The following is a 22,516-nucleotide window of genomic DNA, read 5'->3' on the forward strand; positions in this document are numbered from 1 at the left end:
CTAGCGGGCAGGGCGCTGCATCAGGCCCTGCAGCAGGGTGTCGTAGGTCTGCGTGGCCACCGCGTCGCCGGGCAGGTAGCGCCCGATCAACGCGCGTTGCCGGTCGCGGTAGGCCTGGGCCTGGGCGTCGTGCCCGTCGATGGCCTCGAGCACGCGGGCGCTGCCCGCGGCCACGTCGTTTTCTGCGTAGTAGTAGCCCAGGTCCGCGCACAGGTGGGCGTTGTGCACCAGCGGATAGCCCTGCCAGCAGGTCTCGAGGTAGAAGTAGTTGAGCGGGTTCTCCCACTGGTGGGAGACCACGATGTCGGTGTTCTGCGCCAGGAACACCGGGGTCTCGTGCCGACCCAGGAAGACCGCCTTGTGCTGGCGCACCAGGTCGAGCTGGTTCATCAGCGTGATGAACTCCATGCTGTCCTTGGCCATGCGCTCCACGTTCGTGACCTGCAGCAGCGCGATCGCGTCGGGGCGGGCGCGGTAGGCCAGCTCGGCGATAAGGATCGGGTAGACGCAGAACTTCACCACGTTGATGTTCGGCTCCATCACGCTGAGCCGCCGCGGGCCGCTGCGCGGCTGGTACGCACCGCCGTCGGGCAGGGCGCGGGCGCGCTCTTGCAGGAACACAGGGCTCCAGACGAAGGGCACGGCGCGCGCCTCGGCGCGGCGCAGCACCTCGAAGTACGGCTGGCTGATGTGGGCCACCTGCGGAACCATCCAGATGTCGTCGTAGCGCTGGTTGATGAACAGGTTGCGGCCCCACAGCGGCTTGCCGAACAGCATCGACTCCATCGCGTGCACGTACTCGAAGCCGCAGCAGTACGACACCAGCCGTGCGCCGCGGCGCTTGAGGTGGTCGGTCTGGTCGGCGTCGATCTGGCCGCCCAGTTCGATCAGCACGTCCACGCTGTCCTTGGCCGCCTCGAAGGTCACGGTCGGCCAGCGGGCCTGGTCCCAGGGCAGGGCGGGGGTGATGGGCGTGGCGGTCGTGTTGACCAGCACCACCGAGGCGACGCTGGGGCAGTGCTTCAGCGCCTCTGCCAGGAACACGGCGTTCTGCTTGATGCCGTTGTTCCAGAGGGTCTCGGCCTCGTGGTGGAGGCCGATCGTGATGCCGATGCGCAGGCCGGCACCCGAGGCGGTGGTCATTGGTTTTCGCGGGGGACGTAGCCGGTCAGCCGCCAGCCGCTGGGTTCGAGGCGGAAGCTGACTTTTTCGAAGACCGTCTTGTCGTTGGTCAGGCGGGTGGCGAAGTCGACGTTGGCGTACAGGCCTGCAGGGATGCCGGTGCTGTCGTCCAGGTAGCGGATGCGGGTCACGCTGGCCCAGTCACGGCGGGCCACGACGCCCACGGTCTGGCGCGAGCGTTGCGTGTTGGCAACGAATTCGGCCTTGGGAAAGCGAGTCTTCACAAACGCAGATGCGGTGTCCCAGATCTCTCCCGCCCGGTTCTCATCGATCTGCTTGAGGCTGCTGAGGCCCGCCTGGACGAGTTCGTCGGCGGAATTGCCGTCCTGTGCCAGGGCGCAGGAACTGGCCAGGGCCAGCGTGCATGCGGCCAGGAAACGGGGGAGAAACGGCTTCATTGGGCACCTTTTGTGAGGAAAACCGCTGTGACAGACAGCGGCGGCGATTCTAGGCGGGGCGTTCGGATCGACGTTCCACAGCGACATCGTCGCGCCCGGATTTGTCGCCAATCGTGAAAGTTTGTGAACTAAATCATCATTTCACGGTTTCCGGTAGACCGAAATGGCTGCAAATGTAAACGGCTGCGTACATTACCGCGTCCATTGTGAACGTCAGGGTAACTACGACCCTGGCTGGGGCGACGAACCGCGGGCGGTCGTCGTCTTCCTCCGCCGTTGATACCGCGCCCGCCCTCTGTGAACCGAGCTCGAAGAATATGAACAAGTCTTACCGAAGTATCTGGAATGAAGCCCTGGGGGCCTGGGTTGCGGCGTCTGAAATCACTTCGGCGAGGGGAAAGAAGAGCACATCGAAGCTGGTTCGAGCGGCAGTCGCAGCGGCGACGCTCATGGCTGTCGCGACGGGGGGACACGCTTCCTATCAGCTCGGCGGCGGGTACGCACCGAACTCGGTGACCAATGCCATCGCCATTGGCAATGGCAATGGCAGCGGCACGTCGGGCAACAACAGTGCGTATGCAATTGCTGATTACTCTCTCGCGATCGGGAACAACGCCCAGGCGAGCTCTCACAGCTCGACGGCAATCGGCTCTGGTGCCAAAGCCTCGGGCAAAGGGGCTTACGCCCTGGGCAACGACGCCAAGGCCAGCGGGACTTCATCGGTCGCGGTAGGGGGCGGGGACGGAACCGGCAACGGTGGCTCGGTCGCGTCGGGCGAGCAGGCCGTGGCCATCGGCCGGGCGACAAATGCCAGCGGAACGAACAGCGTGGCCATCGGCGGCAACCTGACGGTGGATGGCGGCGCGAAGAGCGCCGGCGCCAACGCCGTGGCGATCGGCACGGGAGCCAGCGCCGGCAACGACAACAGCGTCGCGCTTGGTAGTAACAGCGTGACCGCCGCGGCGGTTCCGACTGCCAATGCGACGGTCAACGGGGTTGCGCTGGGCGGGTTTGCCGGCGCCACACCGACCAGTGTCGTGAGCGTTGGTTCGGCGGGCGCTGAGCGCCAGATCACCAATGTGGCGGCGGGCCAGGTGACCTCCACCTCGACCGATGCGATCAATGGCAGCCAGTTGTACTCGGTCGCCAGCACGGTGGGGTCGCTGTCGACCTCCACGTCCTCGGGGCTGAGCACCGCCAACAGCCGCGTCAACAGTCTGTCGACCTCGACGTCGTCAGGGCTGAGTACAACGAACAGCAATGTCAGCAGCCTGTCGACTTCGACATCGAGCGGCATCTCCAGCCTGTCGACCGGCCTGAGCACCACGAACAGCAACGTGAGCAGCCTGTCGACGTCCACGTCGTCCGGCCTGAGCACGACCAACAGCCGCGTCAACAGCCTGTCGACCTCCACATCGACCGGTTTGAGCACGGCGACCAGCGGCATCTCGAGCCTGTCCACGGGCTTGAGTACGGTGAACAGCGAACTGGACAGCCTGTCGACTTCCACGTCGAGCGGTTTGAGTACGGCGACCAGCGGCATTTCCAGCTTGTCGACGGGCCTGAGCACCACGAACAGCAACGTCGCCAGCCTGTCGACCTCCACATCGTCGGGCCTGAGCACGGCGAGCAGCCGCATCAACAGCCTGTCGACTTCGACGTCGTCGGGACTGAGCACGGCCACGAGCAGCATCTCAAGCCTGTCGACCGGTCTGAGCACCACGAACAGCAATGTCGGCAGTCTCTCGACTTCCACGTCGACTGGCCTCAGCACGACCAACAGCCGCATCGACAGCCTGTCGACGTCGACTTCAAGCGGCCTGAGCACGACCAACAGCAACGTCAGCAGCCTGTCGACTTCGACGTCGTCCGGTTTGAGCACGGCCACGAGTGGCATCTCCAGCCTGTCGACTGGCCTGAGCACCACGAACAGCAACGTCAGTAGCCTGTCGACTTCTACGTCGTCCGGACTGAGCACCAGCAGCAGCCGCATCGACAGCCTTTCGACCTCGACGTCGAGTGGTCTGAGCACGGCGACCAGCGGCATCTCGAGCCTGTCCACAGGTCTGAGCACGACGAACAGCAACGTCAGCAGCTTGTCGACCTCCACGTCGTCCGGATTGAGCACCAGCAGCAGCCGCATCGACAGCCTTTCGACATCGACGTCGAGTGGTCTGAGCACGGCGACCAGTGGCATCTCCAGTCTGTCGACTGGCCTGAGCACAACGAACAGCAATGTCGGCAGCCTGTCGACCTCCACGTCATCGGGTCTGAGCACGACCAACAGCCGCATCGACAGCCTCTCGACGTCCACGTCGTCTGGCCTGAGCACTGCTACCAGTGGCATCTCCAGCCTCTCCACGGGGTTGAGCACAACGAACAGCAACGTCAGCAGCCTGTCGACATCGACGTCGAGCGGGCTGAGCACGGCGACCAGCGGAATCTCCAGCCTGTCGACTGGCCTGAGTACCACGAACAGCAACGTCAGTAGCCTGTCGACCTCCACGTCGTCCGGATTGAGCACCAGCAGCAGCCGCATCGACAGCCTTTCGACCTCGACGTCGAGTGGTCTGAGCACGGCGACCAGTGGCATCTCGAGTCTGTCGACTGGCCTGAGCACCACGAACAGCAACGTCAGCAGCCTGTCTACATCGACGTCGTCCGGTTTGAGCACAGCGACCAGTGGTATCTCGAGTCTGTCGACGGGCCTGAGCACGACCAACAGTAATGTCAACAGCCTGTCGACTTCGACGTCGTCCGGCCTGAGCACGGCCACGAGCGGCATCTCCAGCCTGTCCACAGGCCTGAGCACTACGAATAGCAACGTGAGCAGCCTTTCGACGTCGACGTCGTCGGGTCTAAGCACGGCGACCAGCGGAATCTCGAGCCTGTCCACGGGCTTGAGCACGACGAACAGCAATGTGGGCAGCCTGTCAACGTCCACGTCGACTGGCCTGAGCATGACCAACAGCCGCATCGATAGCCTTTCGACGTCCACGTCGAGCGGCCTGAGTACTGCGACCAGTGGAATCTCGAGCCTGTCCACGGGTCTGAGCACGACGAACAGCAACGTCAGCAGTTTGTCGACCTCCACGTCGTCGGGTCTGAGCACCGCGACCAGCGGAATCTCCAGCTTGTCGACGGGCCTGAGCACGACCAACAGCAGCGTCAGCAGCCTGTCGACTTCGACCTCGTCCGGTCTGAGTACGGCCACAAGCAGCATCTCCAGCCTGTCCACGGGCTTGAGCACCACGAACAGCAACGTGGGTAGCTTGTCGACCTCGACATCGTCGGGTCTGAGCACGACCAACAGCCGCATCGACAGCCTCTCGACGTCCACATCGAGCGGCCTGAGCACTGCGACCAGTGGAATCTCGAGCCTGTCCACGGGGCTGAGCACGACGAACAGCAACGTGAGCAGCCTGTCGACATCGACGTCGTCGGGCCTGAGCACTGCCACCAGCGGCATCTCCAGCTTGTCCACGGGCCTGAGCACCACGAACAGCAACGTCAGCAGCTTGTCGACGTCCACGTCGTCCGGTTTGAGTACCGCTGCGAGCGGCATCAACAGTCTGTCGACGGGCCTGAGCACGACCAACAGCAACGTGAGCAGCCTGTCGACGTCCACGTCGTCCGGCCTGAGCACTGCCACGAGCAGCATCGACAGCCTGTCGACGTCTACTTCGAGCGGTCTGAGCACTGCAACCAGCGGTATCTCGAGCCTGTCCACGGGCTTGAGCACGACGAACAGCAACGTGGGCAGCTTGTCGACCTCGACGTCGTCGGGTCTGAGCACGGCCAATAGCCGCATCGACAGCCTCTCGACATCTACGTCGTCGGGCCTGAGCACGGCGACCAGTGGTATCTCCAGCCTGTCCACAGGTCTGAGCACCACGAACAGCAATGTCAGCAGCTTGTCGACCTCGACGTCGAGCGGCTTGAGCACGGCAACCAGCGGCATCTCTAGTCTGTCTACGGGCCTGAGCACGACCAACAGCAACGTCAGCAGCCTGTCGACTTCGACGTCGTCCGGCCTGAGCACCGCGACCAGCGGCATCTCCAGTCTTTCGACCGGTCTCAGCACCACGAACAGCAACGTCAGCAGTCTGTCGACCTCGACGTCGTCGGGGCTGAGCACGGCCACGAGCAGCATCGACAGCCTCTCGACGTCTACGTCGAGCGGTCTGAGCACGGCGACCAGTGGCATCACCAGCTTGTCCACGGGCCTGAGCACGACGAACAGCAACGTCAGCAGTCTGTCGACCTCGACGTCGTCTGGTTTGAGCACTGCCACCAGCGGCATCTCCAGCCTGTCCACGGGTCTGAGCACGACGAACAGCAATGTCAGCAGTCTTTCGACCTCCACGTCGTCCGGCTTAAGCACTGCGACGAGCAGCATCGACAGCCTGTCGACTGGTTTGAGCACGACCAACAGCAACGTCAGCAGCCTCTCGACCTCGACGTCGTCCGGCCTGAGCACGGCGACCAGCGGCATCTCGAGCCTGTCCACGGCTCTGAGCAGCACCAACAGCAACCTGGACAGCCTCTCGACTTCCACGTCGAGCGGGTTGAGCACCGCGACCAGCGGCATCTCCAGCCTTTCGACCGGTCTCAGCACCACGAACAGCAACGTCAGCAGCCTGTCGACCTCGACGTCGTCGGGCTTGAGTACGGCAACCAGCGGTATCTCGAGCCTGTCCACGGCTCTGAGCAGCACCAACAGCAACCTGGACAGCCTCTCGACGTCGACGTCGTCGGGACTGAGCACTGCGACCAGCGGTATCTCCAGCCTGTCCACGGGCCTGAGCACCACGAATAGCAATGTGAGCAGCTTGTCGACGTCTACGTCGAGCGGCCTGAGCACGGCTACGAGCGGCATCTCGAGCCTGTCGACGGGCCTGAGCACGACCAACAGCAACGTCAGCAGTCTGTCGACCTCGACGTCGTCTGGTCTGAGCACGGCGACCAGCGGCATCTCGAGCCTGTCTACGGCTCTGAGCAGCACCAACAGCAACCTGGACAGCCTCTCGACGTCTACGTCGTCGGGACTGAGCACGGCGACCAGTGGTATCTCCAGCTTGTCCACCGGCCTGAGCACGACGAACAGCAACGTGAGCAGCCTGTCGACCTCCACGTCGTCGGGCTTGAGCACCGCGACCAGTGGGATCGCCAGCCTGTCGACGGGCTTGAGCACCACGAACAGCAACGTGGGCAGCTTGTCGACCTCGACGTCCAGTGGTTTGAGCACGACCAACAGTCGAATTGATAGCCTTTCGACCTCCACGTCCTCGGGCTTGAGTACGGCAACCAGCGGTATCTCGAGCCTGTCCACGGCTCTGAGCAGCACCAACAGCAACCTGGACAGCCTCTCGACTTCCATGTCGAGCGGGTTGAGCACCGCGACCAGCGGCATCTCCAGCTTGTCGACGGGCCTGAGCACGACGAACAGCAACGTCAGCAGTCTGTCGACCTCGACGTCCTCGGGTCTGAGCACCACCAATAGTCGTATTGACAGCCTCTCGACGTCTACGTCGTCGGGCCTTAGCACGGCGACGAGCAGCATCGATAGCTTGTCGACGTCTACCTCGAGTGGTCTGAGCACAGCGACCAGCGGCATCGCCAGCTTGTCCACGAGCCTGAGCACGACCAACAGCAACGTGAGCAGCCTGTCGACCTCGACGTCGTCGGGTTTGAGCACGGCAACCAGCGGCATCTCGAGCCTGTCCACTGGCTTGAGCACCACGAACAGCAACGTGAGCAGCTTGTCGACGTCGACGTCGTCGGGTCTGAGCACAGCCACGAGCAGCATCGACAGCCTCTCGACGTCGACTTCGAGCGGTCTGAGCACCGCGACCAGCGGCATCTCGAGCTTGTCGACGGGCCTGAGCACGACCAACAGCAACGTGAGCAGCCTGTCGACTTCTACGTCGAGTGGCCTGAGCACGGCGGCCAGCGGGATCTCTAGCCTGTCTACGAGCCTGAGCTCGACAAACAGCAATGTCAGCAGCCTGTCGACCTCCACTTCGAGCGGCTTGAGCACAGCCACGAGTGGCATCGACAGCCTGTCGACTGGGCTGAGCACGACCAACAGCAACGTCAGCAGCCTGTCGACTTCCACGTCGTCTGGCCTCAGCACCGCCACGAGCGGCATCTCCAGCCTGTCTACAGGCCTGAGCACCACGAACAGCAATGTGGGCAGCCTGTCGACTTCGACATCGTCGGGTCTGAGCACAGCCAACAGCCGTATCGACAGCCTGTCGACGTCCACGTCGAGCGGCCTCAGCACCACGAACAGCAACCTGGACAGCCTTTCGACCTCGACGTCGAGTGGCTTGAGCACGGCGACCAGCGGCATCTCCAGCTTGTCGACGGGCCTGAGCACGACGAACAGCAACGTGGGCAGCCTGTCGACTTCGACATCGTCGGGTCTGAGCACGGCGACCAGTGGGATCTCCAGCCTGTCGACCGGTCTGAGCACGACCAACAGCAATGTGAGCAGCCTGTCGACGTCCACGTCGTCGGGCTTGAGCACAGCCACGAGCAGCATTGACAGCCTTTCGACTTCGACGTCGTCGGGGCTGAGCACCGCAACCAGCGGTATCTCCAGCCTGTCCACGGGCCTGAGCACGACGAACAGCAACGTGAGCAGCCTGTCGACCTCGACGTCGTCTGGTTTGAGCACCGCGACGAGCAGCATCGACAGCCTCTCCACGTCCACATCGTCGGGTTTGAGCACGGCGACCAGCGGGATCTCCAGCCTGTCTACCGGCCTGAGTACCACGAACAGCAATGTCAGCAGCTTGTCGACCTCGACCTCGTCCGGTCTGAGCACGGCCACGAGCAGCATCGACAGCCTTTCGACTTCGACGTCGTCTGGTTTGAGCACTGCCACCAGCGGTATCTCCAGCCTGTCCACGGGTCTGAGCACGACGAACAGCAACGTGAGCAGCCTGTCGACCTCGACGTCCTCTGGTTTGAGCACCGCGACCAGTGGCATCTCCAGCCTGTCTACCGGCCTCAGCTCCACGAACAGCAACCTGGACAGCCTTTCGACCTCCACGTCGAGCGGTCTGAGCACTGCAACCAGTGGAATTTCGAGCCTGTCGACTTCGACGTCGTCGGGCCTGAGCACGACCAACAGCCGTATCGATAGCCTTTCGACATCCACGTCGAGCGGCCTGAGCACTGCGACGAGCAGCATCGACAGCCTCTCGACGTCTACGTCCTCGGGTCTGAGCACTGCGACCAGCGGCATCTCTAGCCTGTCCACTGGCTTGAGCACGACCAACAGCAACGTCAGCAGCCTGTCGACCTCCACGTCGAGCGGCCTGAGCACGGCGACGAGCAACATCGACAGCCTATCGACGTCCACGTCGTCTGGTTTGAGCACTGCCACCAGCGGTATCTCCAGCCTGTCCACTGGGTTGAGCACGACGAACAGCAACGTCGGCAGCCTCTCGACCTCCACGTCGTCGGGGTTGAGCACGGCGAACAGCAGCATTAGCAGCTTGTCGACGTCTACATCGTCCGGCCTGAGCACGGCCACGAGCAGCATCGACAGCCTGTCGACGGGCTTGAGCACGGCGACCAGTGGTTTCTCGAGCCTGTCCACCGGCCTGAGCACCACCAACAGCAACCTGGACAGCCTGTCGACGTCCACGTCGAGCGGCTTGAGCACGGCCACCAGCGGTATCTCCAGCCTGTCCACGGGTCTGAGCACCACGAACAGCAACGTCGGCAGCTTGTCGACCTCGACTTCGTCTGGCTTGAGCACGACGAACAGCCGTATCGACAGCCTGTCGACGTCCACGTCGTCGGGCTTGAGTACGGCGACCAGTGGCATCGATAGCCTGTCTACCGGCCTGAGCACGACGAACAGCAACGTCAGCAGCCTGTCGACGTCGACGTCGTCTGGCCTGAGCACCGCGACGAGCAGCATCGACAGCCTCTCCACGTCCACATCGTCGGGTCTGAGCACGGCCACCAGCGGTATCTCCAGCCTGTCCACGGGGCTGAGCACGACGAACAGCAACGTCAGCAGCTTGTCGACCTCGACCTCGTCCGGTCTGAGCACGGCCACGAGCAGCATCGACAGTCTTTCGACTTCGACGTCGTCTGGTTTGAGCACTGCCACCAGTGGCATCAACAGCCTGTCGACCGGTCTGAGCACGACCAACAGCAATGTGAGCAGCCTGTCGACGTCCACGTCGTCAGGGCTGAGCACGGCGACCAGCGGCATCGCCAGCCTGTCCACCGGCCTGAGCACCACCAATAGCAACCTGGACAGCTTGTCGACATCCACCTCGAGCGGCTTGAGCACGGCAACCAGTGGTATTTCGAGCCTGTCGACTTCGACGTCGTCTGGCTTGAGCACGGCGACGAGCAGCATTGGCAGCCTTTCGACCTCGACGTCGTCTGGTTTGAGTACTGCGACCAGCGGTATCTCCAGCTTGTCCACTGGCCTCAGCTCCACGAACAGCAACCTGGACAGCCTGTCGACGTCCACGTCGAGTGGCTTGAGCACGGCCACCAGCGGTATCTCGAGCCTGTCCACGGGCCTGAGCACCACGAATAGCAATGTCAGCAGTCTTTCGACCTCGACGTCGAGTGGGCTGAGCACGGCCACGAGCAGCATCGACAGCCTGTCGACCGGGCTGAGCACGACGAACAGCAACGTCAGCAGTCTCTCGACCTCGACGTCGTCGGGTTTGAGCACTGCCACCAGCGGCATCTCCAGCCTGTCTACGGGCTTGAGCACGACAAACAGCAACGTCAGCAGCTTGTCGACCTCCACGTCGTCTGGCTTGAGCACTGCGACGAGCAGTATCGACAGCCTGTCGACCGGGCTGAGTACCACGAACAGCAACGTGAGCAGCCTGTCGACTTCGACGTCGAGCGGCCTGAGCACGGCAACCAGCGGCATCTCCAGCCTGTCCACTGGCCTGAGCACGACCAACAGCAACGTCAGCAGCCTGTCGACCTCGACGTCGTCCGGCCTGAGCACTGCGACGAGCAGCATCGATAGCCTGTCGACCGGCTTGAGCACGACGAACAGCAACGTGAGCAGCTTGTCGACTTCGACGTCGAGCGGCCTGAGCACGGCCACGAGTGGCATCTCGAGTCTGTCCACCGGCCTGAGCACGACGAACAGCAACGTCAGCAGCCTGTCGACTTCGACGTCGAGCGGCCTGAGCACGGCGACCAGTGGCATCTCGAGCCTGTCCACGGGCTTGAGCACGACGAATAGCAACGTCAGCAGCCTCTCGACGTCTATGTCGTCTGGCCTGAGCACGGCGACCAGTGGTATCTCCAGCCTGTCCACCGGCTTGAGCACGACGAACAGCAACGTGAGCAGCTTGTCGACCTCCACGTCGTCTGGCCTGAGCACTGCGACGAGCAGCATCGACAGCCTGTCGACCGGGCTGAGCACGACCAACAGCAACGTCAGCAGCCTCTCGACCTCGACGTCGTCGGGTTTGAGCACGGCTACGAGTCGCATCGATAGCTTGTCGACCGGTTTGAGCACCACGAACAGCAACGTCAGCAGCCTTTCGACGTCTACGTCGTCTGGCCTGAGCACGGCGACCAGTGGCATCTCCAGTTTGTCGACGAGCCTGAGCACCACGAACAGCAACCTGGACAGCCTTTCGACCTCGACGTCGAGTGGCTTGAGCACGGCGACCAGTGGCATCTCGAGCTTGTCGACGGGTCTGAGCACGACGAATAGCAATGTCAGCAGTCTTTCGACCTCCACGTCGTCCGGCTTGAGCACTGCGACGAGCAGCATCGACAGCCTGTCGACCGGGTTGAGCACGACCAACAGCAGTGTCAGCAGCCTCTCGACCTCGACGTCGTCGGGTTTGAGCACTGCCACCAGCGGCATCTCCAGCCTGTCCACTGGCCTGAGCACGACCAACAGCAACGTGAGCAGCTTGTCGACTTCGACGTCGAGCGGCCTGAGCACTGCGACCAGTGGCATCTCGAGCCTGTCCACGGGCTTGAGCACGACGAATAGCAACGTCAGCAGCCTGTCGACTTCGACGTCGTCTGGCTTGAGCACCGCCACCAGCAACATCGACAGCCTGTCGACCGGGTTGAGCACAACCAACAGCAACGTCAGCAGCCTCTCGACGTCGACGTCGTCTGGCCTGAGCACGGCGACCAGTGGTATCTCGAGCCTGTCGACCGGCCTGAGCACCACGAACAGCAACGTCAGCAGCCTCTCGACGTCCACGTCGTCTGGTCTGAGCACGGCGACCAGCGGTATCTCGAGCCTGTCCACCGGCTTGAGCACCACGAACAGCAACGTCAGCAGCCTGTCGACTTCGACGTCGAGTGGCCTGAGCACTGCTGCCAGCGGCATCGATAGCTTGTCGACCGGCTTGAGCACGACCAACAGCAGTGTCAGCAGCCTCTCGACTTCGACGTCGTCGGGTTTGAGCACTGCGACCAGTGGCATCTCCAGCCTGTCCACGGGCTTGAGCACGACGAACAGCAACGTGAGCAGCTTGTCGACCTCCACGTCGTCTGGCCTGAGCACTGCGACGAGCAGCATCGACAGCCTGTCGACCGGCCTGAGCACCACGAACAGCAACATCAGAAGCCTCTCGACGTCTACGTCGTCTGGCCTGAGCACGGCGACCAGCGGTATCTCGAGCCTGTCCACCGGCCTGAGCACGACGAACAGCAACGTCAGCAGCCTGTCGACCTCGACGTCGAGCGGCCTGAGCACTGCCACCAGTGGCATCTCCAGCCTGTCCACCGGCTTGAGCACGACGAACAGCAACGTGAGCAGCCTGTCGACTTCCACGTCGTCCGGCCTCAGCACCGCTACTAGTGGCATCGACAGCCTCTCGACCGGTTTGAGCACAGCGACCAGTGGCATCTCCAGCTTGTCCACGGGCCTGAGCACCACGAACAGCAACGTCAGCAGCCTGTCGACTTCGACGTCGTCGGGACTGAGCACGGCCACGAGCGGCATCGACAGCCTCTCGACCGGCTTGAGCTCGGCGACCAGTGGTATCTCCAGCCTGTCCACTGGACTGAGCACGACCAACAGCAACCTCAGCAGTCTCTCGACTTCGACGTCGTCGGGCTTGAGCACGGCTACCAGCGGTATCTCGAGCCTGTCGACGGGTCTCAGCACAGTGACCAGTGGCATCTCCAGCCTGTCGACCGGCCTGAGCACCACGAACAGCAACATCAGCAGCCTCTCGACGTCGACGTCGTCCGGCCTCAGCACTGCTACCAGCGGTATCTCCAGCCTGTCCACGGGCCTGAGCACGACGAACAGCAATGTCAGCAGCCTCTCGACCTCCACGTCGAGCGGCCTGAGTACGGCCGCGAGCGGCATCGACAGCCTGTCGACGGGCCTGAGCACCGCAACCAGCGGTATCTCGAGTCTGTCAACGGGATTGAGCACCACCAATAGCAACGTGAGCAGCCTGTCGACTTCGACATCGTCGGGTCTGAGCACAGCGACGAGCGGCATCGACAGTCTCTCGACCGGCTTGAGCACGGCGACCAGTGGCATCTCGAGTCTGTCCACCGGCTTGAGCACGACGAACAGCAATGTCAGCAGCCTGTCGACGTCGACGTCGTCCGGTCTCAGCACCGCTACCAGCGGCATCGACAGCTTGTCGACGGGGCTGAGTACCGCCACCAGCGGTATCTCCAGCTTGTCCACAGGCCTGAGCACCACCAACAGCAACGTCAGCAGCCTCTCGACTTCCACGTCGTCTGGTCTGAGCACCGCGACGAGCGGAATCGACAGCCTCTCGACTGGTCTGAGCACGGCGACCAGTGGCATCTCCAGCCTGTCCACGGGCCTGAGCACCACGAACAGCACCGTGGGTAGCTTGTCGACTTCGACGTCGAGCGGCATTTCCAGCCTGTCGACGGGCCTGAGCACTGCCACCAGCGGCATCTCCAGCTTGTCTACTGGCTTGAGCACGACCAACAGCAACGTGAGCAGCCTCTCGACCTCGACGTCGTCCGGCCTGAGCACCGCCACGAGCGGAATCGACAGCCTGTCGACCGGCCTGAGCACGGCGACCAGCGGCATCTCCAGCTTGTCCACTGGCTTGAGCACGACCAACAGCAACGTCAGCAGCCTGTCGACCTCGACGTCGAGCGGCCTGAGCACGGCCACGAGCGGAATCGACAGCCTGTCGACCGGTCTGAGCACGGCGACCAGTGGCATCTCCAGCCTGTCCACTGGCTTGAGCACGACCAACAGCAACGTCAGCAGCCTGTCGACCTCGACGTCGAGTGGCTTGAGCACGGCTACGAGCGGAATCGACAGCCTGTCGACCGGCCTGAGCACCGCCACCAGCGGTATCTCGAGCCTGTCCACCGGCCTGAGCACCACGAACAGCACCGTGGGTAGCTTGTCGACTTCGACGTCGAGCGGCATCTCCAGTCTGTCGACCGGTCTGAGCACCGCCACCAGTGGCATCTCCAGCCTGTCCACCGGCTTGAGCACGACGAACAGCAACGTGGGCAGCCTCTCGACGTCTACGTCGTCGGGCCTGAGCACGGCCACGAGCGGAATCGATAGCTTGTCGACGGGTCTGAGCACCGCAACCAGCGGCATCTCCAGCCTGTCCACCGGCCTGAGCACCACGAACAGCAATGTGGGCAGCCTGTCCACTGGCTTGAGCACGACGAACAGCAATGTGAGCAGCCTCTCGACCGGCCTGAGCACCGCCACCAGCGGCATCTCCAGCCTCTCCACAGGCCTGAGCACCACCAACAGCAACGTCGGCAGCCTCTCGACCTCCACGTCCTCGGGCCTGAGCACCGCCACGAGCAACATCGACAGCCTCTCGACAGGCCTCAGCACGACGAACAGCAACGTCGACAGTCTCTCGACCTCGACCTCGTCGGGCCTGAGCACGGCCACGAGCAGCATCGACAGCCTGTCGACCGGCCTGAGCACGACGAACAGCAACGTCAGCAGCCTGTCCACCTCGTTCTCGTCCGGCTTGAGCACCGCCTACAGCGGCATCTTCAGCCTGTCGACGGGCCTGAGCACGACGAACAGCAACCTGGGCAGCCTGTCGTCCTCGACCTCGACCGGCCTGAGCACCGCCAACAGCAGCATCGGCAGCCTGTCCACCGGTCTGAGCACCGCCAACAGCGGCATCAACAGCCTGTCGACCGGCCTGAGCACGACCAACAGCAATGTCGGCAGCCTCTCGTCGGGCTTGAGCACGACGAACAGCAACCTGAACAGCCTCTCGACCTCCACGTCGTCCGGCCTGAGCACGGTCACGAGCAGCGTGAACAGCCTGTCGAGCTCGGTGTCCACCGGCCTGAGCACCTCGGCCAGCCGCATCGACAGCCTGTCGACCGGGCTGAGCACGGTGGGCAGCAGCGTCGACAGTCTTTCGACCGGCCTGAGCACGACCAACAGTGCCGTCGGCAGCCTGTCGACCGGCCTGAGCACGACGAACAGCAACGTGAGCAGCCTGTCCACCGGGTTGAGCACGACCAACAGCACCGTCAACAGCCTGTCGACCGGCCTGAGCACCACCAACAGCAACCTGGACAGCCTGTCCACCAGCGTGGGCGGCGCGGCCAGCGGCCTCTCCAGCCTGTCGACCTCGACGTCGACTGGCCTGAGCACCGCCACGAGCAGCATCAGCAGCCTGAGCACGACGGTCAACACGATCAACGACAAGGGCACGAAGTACTTCCACGCCAACTCGACCAACACCGACTCCAAGGCCAGCGGTGCGGAAGCGGTGGCGATCGGGCCACGTTCCGAAGCCAGCGGCGCCAACTCATTCGCCGCCGGCAACGGCGCGCGGGCCACGGCCGACGGTGCGGTGGCGGTGGGCTTCGGGGCGCAGGCCACGGGCACCAACGCGATCGCCATCGGCACCGGGGCGCTGGCCACGGGCTCGCAGGCCATCGGCGCGAACTCCCGTGCCGGCGGCGGCGGCGTGGCCCTGGGTGACGGTGCGGACGCCGGCGGCACGCCGCTGAGCAAGGCGCAGAACATCGCGCAGGGCACGGCCATCGGCTTCGGCGCGGTGGTCCAGCAGACCGGCGGCGTGGCACTGGGTGCGAACTCGGTGGCCTCGCGGGCGGCGGGCGTGGCTGGCTACGTGCCGGGCAGCGCGAATGCGCAGCAGGAAGCGGCCATCAAGGCCACGACCAGCACGCAGGCGGCGGTGTCGGTGGGCGATGCGGCCAACAACCAGTTCCGCCAGATCACGGGCGTGGCAGCCGGCTCGGCCGACAGCGACGCGACCAACGTGGCGCAGCTGAAGGCGGTCTCGGCGGCTGCGAAGGCCAGCAGCGTGCAGTACGCCACGAACCCCGACGGGTCGGTGAACTACAACCAGATCACGCTGGGCACCGAGACTTCGGGTCCCACGCGCATCAGCAACGTGGCACCGGGCGTGCTGCCGGGTGACGCGGTCAACCTGGGCCAGCTGCAGCAGGTGCAAAAGCAGGTGGGCGACGTGGCGCGCATCGCCTACTCGGGCTCGGCGATGGCCTTCGCGATGTCGGGCACCTACCTGCCCACGCTGTACCCGGGCGAGAAGACGATCGGCATCGGCATGGGCTCGTACAAGGGCTACAGCGCGGTGGCGCTGACCTTCAAGGCCCTGTCGGACGACGGCAAGATCTCCTGGGGCGCGGGCCTGAGCTCCACCGGCAAGGAGTGGGGCGTCAACGCGGGCATCGGCTGGAAGTGGAAGTAAAAGGCCGCTAGGCCGACGCCCCCCGGTCCGGTGGCTCCCGCGCCCTGCGCGCGGGAGCCATTGTTTTTTTGGTACACACTTCGCCCATGCGCATCGGTATTTCAGTCCTCTCCCACGCGGGGCAGAACATCTGGGAAAACGGAATGGGACAGAACGTCCTGTTCCTGGCCCGGCTGCTGCAACGCATCGAATTCGTCGAGTCCGTCACGCTCATCGACGCGGGCGACCAGCAGGCGATGCCGCCGCAGGTCGACCTGTCGGCCATGGGGCTCACGCTGGGCCGTGCCCGCGAGCTGACTGACGTGCTCGACGTGGTCATCGAAATGGCCGGCGCGCTCGACGTGCAGTGGCTGTCGTACTTCCGCGCCTGCGGCGGACGCGTGGCCTTCCACGGCGTGGGGCAGCCCTTCGTGGCGCTGGCCGAGCCGATCGTCTTTGCCGACAAGGGGCACTTCGGCGCCACCGACCGCTGCGACGAGATCTGGCTGCTGCCCAAGGACACGGCCTTTGCGCCGATGATGCGCACGCTGCACCGCTGCCCGGTGCACGAGGTGCCGTACCTGTGGTCGCCGCAGTTCCTGGCGCAGCGCGTGGACGAGGTGCAGGCGCAGGGCTTTCGCTTCGGCTACCAGCCGCGCACGGCGCAGCAACCGGGTTTCCGGGTGGCGATCTTCGAGCCCAACATCTCGGTCGTGAAGTCGTGCAGCATCCCGATGCTGATCACCGACGAGGCCTACCGCACCAACCCGGAGCACGTCGCGGCGATGCACGTGCTCAACACGCTGCACCTGAAAGACCATCCGACGATGCTCTACCTGGCCAACTCGCTGGACATCGTGCGCCAGCACAAGGCCACCTTCCACGGACGGCACGACTTCGCCGGCTTCATGGTGCAGCACGCCGACGCGGTGGTGTCGCACCAGTGGCAGAACGACCAGAACTACAGCTACCTCGACGCGCTGTACGGCAACTACCCGCTAGTGCACAACTCGCCGTGGCTGCGCGATGCCGGCTACTACTACCCCGACTTTGACATCGCCGTCGGCGCCGAACAGCTGGCCGCGGCCGTGCGCGGCCACGACGCGCAACTCGACGACTACCGCGCGCGCAGCCAGCGCGTGTTCGACGCGATCGACCCGATGCACCCCGCCAACATCGACGGCTACGCACAGCGGCTGTTGAACCTGGTGGGCGGCGATCCGGCGTTCCGTGCCGGCAACGCGAAGGTGGCCGCATGAGCGAGGCGCACAACCCCACCGCAGGCCCGCGCGCGGCCGCTGCACCGACCCGGCTGAAAGTCGGCGTCTCCATCTTCATCCGCAAGGGCGAGCAGAGCCTGTGGGAGAACGGCGTCTACCAGAACTGCCTGTTCCTCGTGATGCTGCTGCTGCGCTCGCCCTGCGTCGAGCGCACGGTGCTGGTGGCCGGCGGCGGCGACGGCGGCCCGGCCGACGCCACCAATTTCCTGGCCGATTCGCCGGTGCCGATCATCGACATGGCCACCGCCGCGCACGAGCTCGACCTCATGATCGAGATGAGCGCGCAGCTCGGGCGCGACTGGTCGGTGGCGTTCCGCGAGCGCGGCGGCAAGATCGTCTCGATGCGCGTGGGCAACGACTACGTGATCGACATCGAACGCATGACCTTCAACAAGCCGCACGGCATGCTGGTCAGCGGCGCGCCCTACGACGAGGTGTGGACGCTGCCCGAGTACGAAACCTCCTGCAAGCCGTACTTCGCGAGCACCTTCCGCGCGCCCACCAAGCTCATGCCGCACCTGTGGAGCCCGATGGTGGTCGAGAAGGCGATGGCGCGCGGCGCCGAGGGCAAGCGCTTCGCCTACGAGCCGGGGCGCAAGCAGTGGCGCGTGGCCATCTTCGAGCCCAACATCTGCATGGTGAAGACCAGCTTCATCCCGATGCTGGGCTGCGAGTCGGCGCATCGCGCGCAGCCGCGCCTCATCGAGAAGATGTGGGTCTACAACAGCTTCCACCTGAAGGACAAGCCGAACTTCGTCGCCTTCGCCCAGAGCCTCGATCTGGTGCGGCACGGTTTGGCGACCTTCGAAGGGCGCTTTCCGCTGTACCAGGTGCTGCCGGGCGCGATCGACGCGGTCTTTGCGCACCACTGGGAGAACGCGCAGAACTACCTCTACTACGAGGCGCTGTACGGCGGTTGGCCGCTGATCCACAACTCGCACCTGATCGGCGACTGCGGCTACCGCTACCACGGCTTCGACTGCGAGGAGGGCGGGCAGGCGCTGCGGCGCGCGTTCGCCGAGCACGACGCCAACCTGTCGGCCTACCGCGAGCGCGCCCGCGCCCTCATCGCCAAGCTCGACCCGGAAGGCGAGGAGAACGTGCGCCTCTACTCGGCGGCCATCGAGAGCCTCTACGCGTGAAGGCGACACCGATGACCGCCCTGGCCCGATTCACCGCTGCTGCCTGGGCGCTCGCGATGGCCGGCAGCGCGCTCGCGCAGGGCGTGCTGGCCCCGCCCGCGGCGCCGCAGGATACGCTCACGCGCGCCGCTGCCAGCGTCGGCATCCAGCGCTGCCTGCCGGCCATCACGCGGCTGGCCTCGCTCACCGTGCAGGGCAGCCGCGCGCACGACGTGCTGCTCGACTGGGACCGCAAGCGCCCCGATGCCGGCCCGGTGTTCTCGCTGGTCGGCATCCAGTACCCGAACGCGGGCGTGGCCGCGTCGATCACCGCCATTCCCGACGACAGCGGCGCCTGCACCGTGGCGGCCGAGCGCATCTCGGTGGCACCCTTCACCTGCGCCAGCGTGGCCGAGCAGGAACTGAAGAACTACAAGCGCACGCCGCTGCTGCCGATCTACACGGTCTACACCGACGACAAGGAGCCGACCTCGTCGGTCTCGCTGATCGACTCGCCGCCGGGCTGCCTCGTGATCCGCCGCTACGTCGAGTACGGCTGGCGCGATCCCAATGCACCCGTGCCGGCCGCCGCGCCGGCCGGTCAGGCGCCCAAGCGTCGCTGATCCCGCGGGGCGCGCGAGCCCGTCTCCGACACGCGCGAACGCCCTTGACCGGCCCGGTGCGGGCCGGTGCCGTCCAAGAATGGACGCATGCTGCGCGCTCTGGTGCGGCGCAAGGAGACCCCATGCCACTGGCGACCCTGATCGGCCGATGGGCGATGCAGCCTTTCTCCAAGGCCCTGCCGCCGCTGGGCGACACCGAGCGTGCCGCGCTCGAGGCCGGCACGGTCGGGTTCGAAGGCCAGCTCTTTGCCGGGCGCGCCGATTTCGACGCCCTGACGGCCGCCGGCCCCAACCAGCTCAGCGCGCGCGAAGAAGCCTTCCTGGCGAACGAGGTGCCCGCGCTGTGCTGCATGCTCGACGACCACGCCATCGACCAGGCGCACGACCTGCCGCCCGAGGTGTGGCGCTTCCTGCGCGAGAAGCGCTTCTTCGGAATGATCATTCCCGAGGCCTTCGGCGGTCTGGGCTTCGGCCACTTCGCGCATGCCTCGGTGGTGGCGCGCATCGCGAGCGTCAACGTCGCCACGGCCGTCACGGTGATGGTGCCCAACTCGCTCGGGCCCGCCGAGCTGCTGCTGCGCTACGGCACCGACGCGCAGAAAGACCACTACCTGCCGCGCCTGGCCGACGGCCGCGAGCTGCCGTGCTTCGGCCTGACCTCACCTTACGCGGGCTCCGACGCCGCCGCCATTCCTGACCGCGGCGTGCTCGTCGAGCGCGAGTTCCAGGGCCGGCGCACGCGCGGCTTCCTGGTCGATTTCGACAAGCGCTACATCACGCTCGCGCCGGTCGCCACCGTGGTCGGCCTCGCGTTCCATGCCGTTGACGAAAGCCGGCCCGAAGGCCAGCGCGAACTGGGCATCACCTGCGCGCTGATTCCCGTGCCGCACGAGGGCATGGAGATCGGCCGGCGCCACCGCCCGATGGACAGCGCCTTCATGAACGGCCCGATCCGCGGCCGGCAGGTGTTCGTGCCGATGGACTGGGTCATCGGCGGCGAGGCGCAGGTGGGGCAGGGCTGGCGCATGCTGATGGAATGCCTAGCCGCGGGCCGCGCCATCTCGCTGCCCGCGCTGGGCTCGGCGATGCAGCAGACCGCGCTGTACGTAAGCAACGCCTACGGCCAGATCCGCGAGCAGTTCGGCCTGCCGGTGGGCAAGTTCCATGCGGTGGCGGGGCTGGTCGCGCAGATGTCGGCCGAGCTGTATGCGACCGATGCCGCGCGGCGCTTCACGGCGGCCGCGCTCGACAAGGGCGAGCGGCCCAGCGTGGCCAGCGCGATCCTCAAGGTGCAGCTCACCGAGGCCGGGCGGCGCGCGGTGAACCACGGCATGGACATCCTCGGCGGCAAGGGGATCATCTCGGGCCCGTCGAACCTGCTCGGCGTGGCCTACCGGCAGGCGCCGATCGCGATCACGGTGGAGGGCGCGAACATCCTCACGCGCGCGCTCATCGTGTTCGGCCAGGGCGCGGTGCGCTGCCATCCGCACGTGCTCGACGAGATGGCGGCGGTGCAGGCGAAAGACGAAACGGCGCTGGGCCAGGCGCTCATCGCGCACGGCAAGCATGTGGCAGTGAACCTGTGGCACAGCCTGTTCGGCGCGCCGGTGCTCGGCGATCCCCCCGAGGCGCTGGCGGCCGAAGCGCGGCTCATCGCGCGCATGAGCGCCAAGTACGCGCTCACCGCCGACCTCGCCATGGGGCTGCTCGGCGGCAAGCTCAAGCGCATGGAGCTGCTGTCGGCGCGGCTGGGCGATGTGCTGGCCCACCTGTACCTGGCGAGCGCCTGCGTGTGGCGCTACCGCGTCGATGCGGCGCCCGAACTGCTGCCCTTTGCGCAGGCCGCGATCCGGCTGCAGCTGGACGAGGCCGGCAAGATCCTGCGCGACCTCTACGCCAACCTGCCGACGCCGGGGCGGCGCCTGCTCGGCGCGCTGGTGCTGCGCCGCACCGCGCACTTGGCGCCGCTGCGCGACGTGCAGCTGATGGCATTGGCCGAGCTGCTGCGCACGCGCCCGGACGTGGTCGCGCGGCTCGTGCCCGATCTGTCGGAGCCCGGCCCGGGCGGCCTGCGCGACCTGATGCAGGCGATGGCGCTCGGCGCGCGGCTGGGCGACGAGACCGCCGCGCTCAACAAGGTGCTGCGCCGCACGCGCTCGCTCGACGAAGCGGCGCAATCGGCCAGCGACCCCGCGCTGGCGCTGGCCTACCTGCAGGCGGCCGACAAGGTCATCCAGGTCGACGACTTCGAGGGGCCGGCGCGCAACGCGGACGGCAGCGCCGGCCTCAGCGCGCCTGCTGCGCCGCCAGTGCCGTCAGCGCCGCCGCCGTCTGCTCGTCCGCCGGAAAGAACGATTCCACCGCGAGTTCCTGCAACGTGACGTCCACCGGCGTGCCGAAGATGGTGATGGTGCTGATGAAGCTCAGCACGCCGCTCGGCATGACCACCTGGAACGGCACGGCCACCGCCGACAGCGCGGTGTCGAGCAGCGGCGCGTCGTGGCTCACGGCCGGCGGCGGGTAGCCCTCCAGCTCGTCGTGCAGCGCCTGCAGCACGGTGTCGCCGGTGGCGGCGATCTGCTGCTGCAGCCGCTCCAGCAGGTGCGTGCGCCATTGCGCCAGGTTCGCGATGCGCGGCGCCACGCCCTCGGGGTGCAGGCTCAGGCGCAGCACGTTGATCGGCGGCTTCAGCAGCTCGGCCGAACAGCCTTCCATGAGCAGCGGCACCAGCGCGTTGTGCGCCACCAGGTTCCAGTGGCGGTCCACGGCCAGCGCGGGGAAGGGCTCGTGGCCCTTCAGCACCAGGTCGATGGCGCGGCGCGCCGAGGCCATGGCCGGGTCGTCGAGCGAGCGCTGGCGGTACATGGGCGCGAAGCCGGCGGCCACCAGCAGCGCGTTGCGCTCGCGCAGCGGCACGTCCAGGCGCTCGGCCAGCCGCAGCACCATCTCGCGGCTGGGCGCGGCGCGGCCGGTTTCCACGTAGCTCAGGTGGCGGGTCGACACCTCGGCCTCCTGCGCCAGGTCGAGCTGGCTCAGGCGGCGGTGGGTGCGCCAGTGCCGCAGGTGGGCGCCGAACGGATCGCGCGCGCCGGGAAGGCCGGCGGCGGCGGCCTTGGACGAATGGGTGCGGGGGGTGTTCATGGAGCCGCATTCTGGCGCGACGGCGGCGCGGCGCCATGACCTCCCAGGTCATCGACGCGATCCACGCCCGGCGGA

At 65.7% G+C, this 22,516-nt stretch carries 8 protein-coding genes and 1 pseudogene; 6 read left to right on the top strand and 3 right to left on the bottom strand.

Annotated features, from left to right (window positions below; translation table 11 throughout):
- Both AC07YS_RS04780 and AC07YS_RS04785 read right to left on the bottom strand, forming a co-directional pair.
- Entirely contained in the window at nt 1–1,143 is a 1,143-nt protein-coding gene (locus tag AC07YS_RS04780) for a DUF2827 domain-containing protein (protein WP_495268076.1), read from the bottom strand.
- On the bottom strand, nt 1,140–1,580 hold the full coding sequence (locus AC07YS_RS04785; RefSeq protein ID WP_495268075.1) for a DUF4019 domain-containing protein: 441 nt from the start codon (nt 1,578–1,580) through the stop codon (nt 1,140–1,142). Before AC07YS_RS04785 ends, AC07YS_RS04780 begins: the two co-directional genes overlap by 4 nt.
- Nucleotides 1,581–1,765: 185 nt before the next feature.
- On the opposite strand from AC07YS_RS04785, the pseudogene AC07YS_RS04790 reads away from it, so the two are divergent.
- From AC07YS_RS04790 to AC07YS_RS04815, 6 genes and pseudogenes are all read left to right on the top strand, one after another.
- Nucleotides 1,766–12,094, top strand: a pseudogene (locus AC07YS_RS04790) (ESPR-type extended signal peptide-containing protein); the annotation flags it as partial.
- Between the two features lie 2,163 nt (nt 12,095–14,257).
- Nucleotides 14,258–16,297, top strand: a complete 2,040-nt coding sequence (locus AC07YS_RS04795; protein WP_495268108.1) for a YadA family autotransporter adhesin — start codon at nt 14,258–14,260, stop codon at nt 16,295–16,297.
- A gap of 86 nt (nt 16,298–16,383) precedes the next feature.
- Nucleotides 16,384–17,535: a DUF2827 domain-containing protein gene (locus AC07YS_RS04800; RefSeq protein ID WP_495268074.1), complete on the top strand. Its 1,152-nt coding sequence runs from the start codon at nt 16,384–16,386 to the stop codon at nt 17,533–17,535.
- Complete coding sequence (locus tag AC07YS_RS04805; protein ID WP_495268073.1) at nt 17,532–18,698, top strand: DUF2827 domain-containing protein; 1,167 nt, start codon at nt 17,532–17,534, stop codon at nt 18,696–18,698. The genes AC07YS_RS04800 and AC07YS_RS04805 overlap by 4 nt, the downstream gene beginning before the upstream one ends.
- Before the next feature lie 11 nt (nt 18,699–18,709).
- On the top strand, nt 18,710–19,300 hold the full coding sequence (locus AC07YS_RS04810) for a hypothetical protein (RefSeq protein ID WP_495268072.1): 591 nt from the start codon (nt 18,710–18,712) through the stop codon (nt 19,298–19,300).
- 122 nt (nt 19,301–19,422) lie between these two features.
- A complete protein-coding gene (locus AC07YS_RS04815; protein ID WP_495268071.1) occupies nt 19,423–21,681 on the top strand; it encodes an acyl-CoA dehydrogenase in 2,259 nt (752 codons plus the stop codon).
- Here AC07YS_RS04815 and AC07YS_RS04820 read toward each other — a convergent pair.
- The gene (locus AC07YS_RS04820) at nt 21,587–22,441 is read right to left on the bottom strand and encodes a helix-turn-helix domain-containing protein (RefSeq protein ID WP_062477152.1); all 855 of its coding nucleotides are present in this window, start codon (nt 22,439–22,441) and stop codon (nt 21,587–21,589) included. The two genes, AC07YS_RS04815 and AC07YS_RS04820, sit on opposite strands and share 95 nt — an antisense overlap.
- Nucleotides 22,442–22,516 lie beyond the last annotated feature (75 nt).

The organism is Variovorax sp. GW458-11-26-14-LB1 (genome assembly GCF_059423965.1).

Coding starts and splice junctions, on each gene's coding strand:
- AC07YS_RS04780 (WP_495268076.1), bottom strand. CDS start 1,143: ATGACCACCGCCTCGGGTGCCGGCCTGCGCATCGGCATCACGATCGGC.
- AC07YS_RS04785 (WP_495268075.1), bottom strand. CDS start 1,580: ATGAAGCCGTTTCTCCCCCGTTTCCTGGCCGCATGCACGCTGGCCCTG.
- AC07YS_RS04800 (WP_495268074.1), top strand. CDS start 16,384: ATGCGCATCGGTATTTCAGTCCTCTCCCACGCGGGGCAGAACATCTGG.
- AC07YS_RS04805 (WP_495268073.1), top strand. CDS start 17,532: ATGAGCGAGGCGCACAACCCCACCGCAGGCCCGCGCGCGGCCGCTGCA.
- AC07YS_RS04810 (WP_495268072.1), top strand. CDS start 18,710: ATGACCGCCCTGGCCCGATTCACCGCTGCTGCCTGGGCGCTCGCGATG.
- AC07YS_RS04815 (WP_495268071.1), top strand. CDS start 19,423: ATGCCACTGGCGACCCTGATCGGCCGATGGGCGATGCAGCCTTTCTCC.
- AC07YS_RS04820 (WP_062477152.1), bottom strand. CDS start 22,441: ATGAACACCCCCCGCACCCATTCGTCCAAGGCCGCCGCCGCCGGCCTT.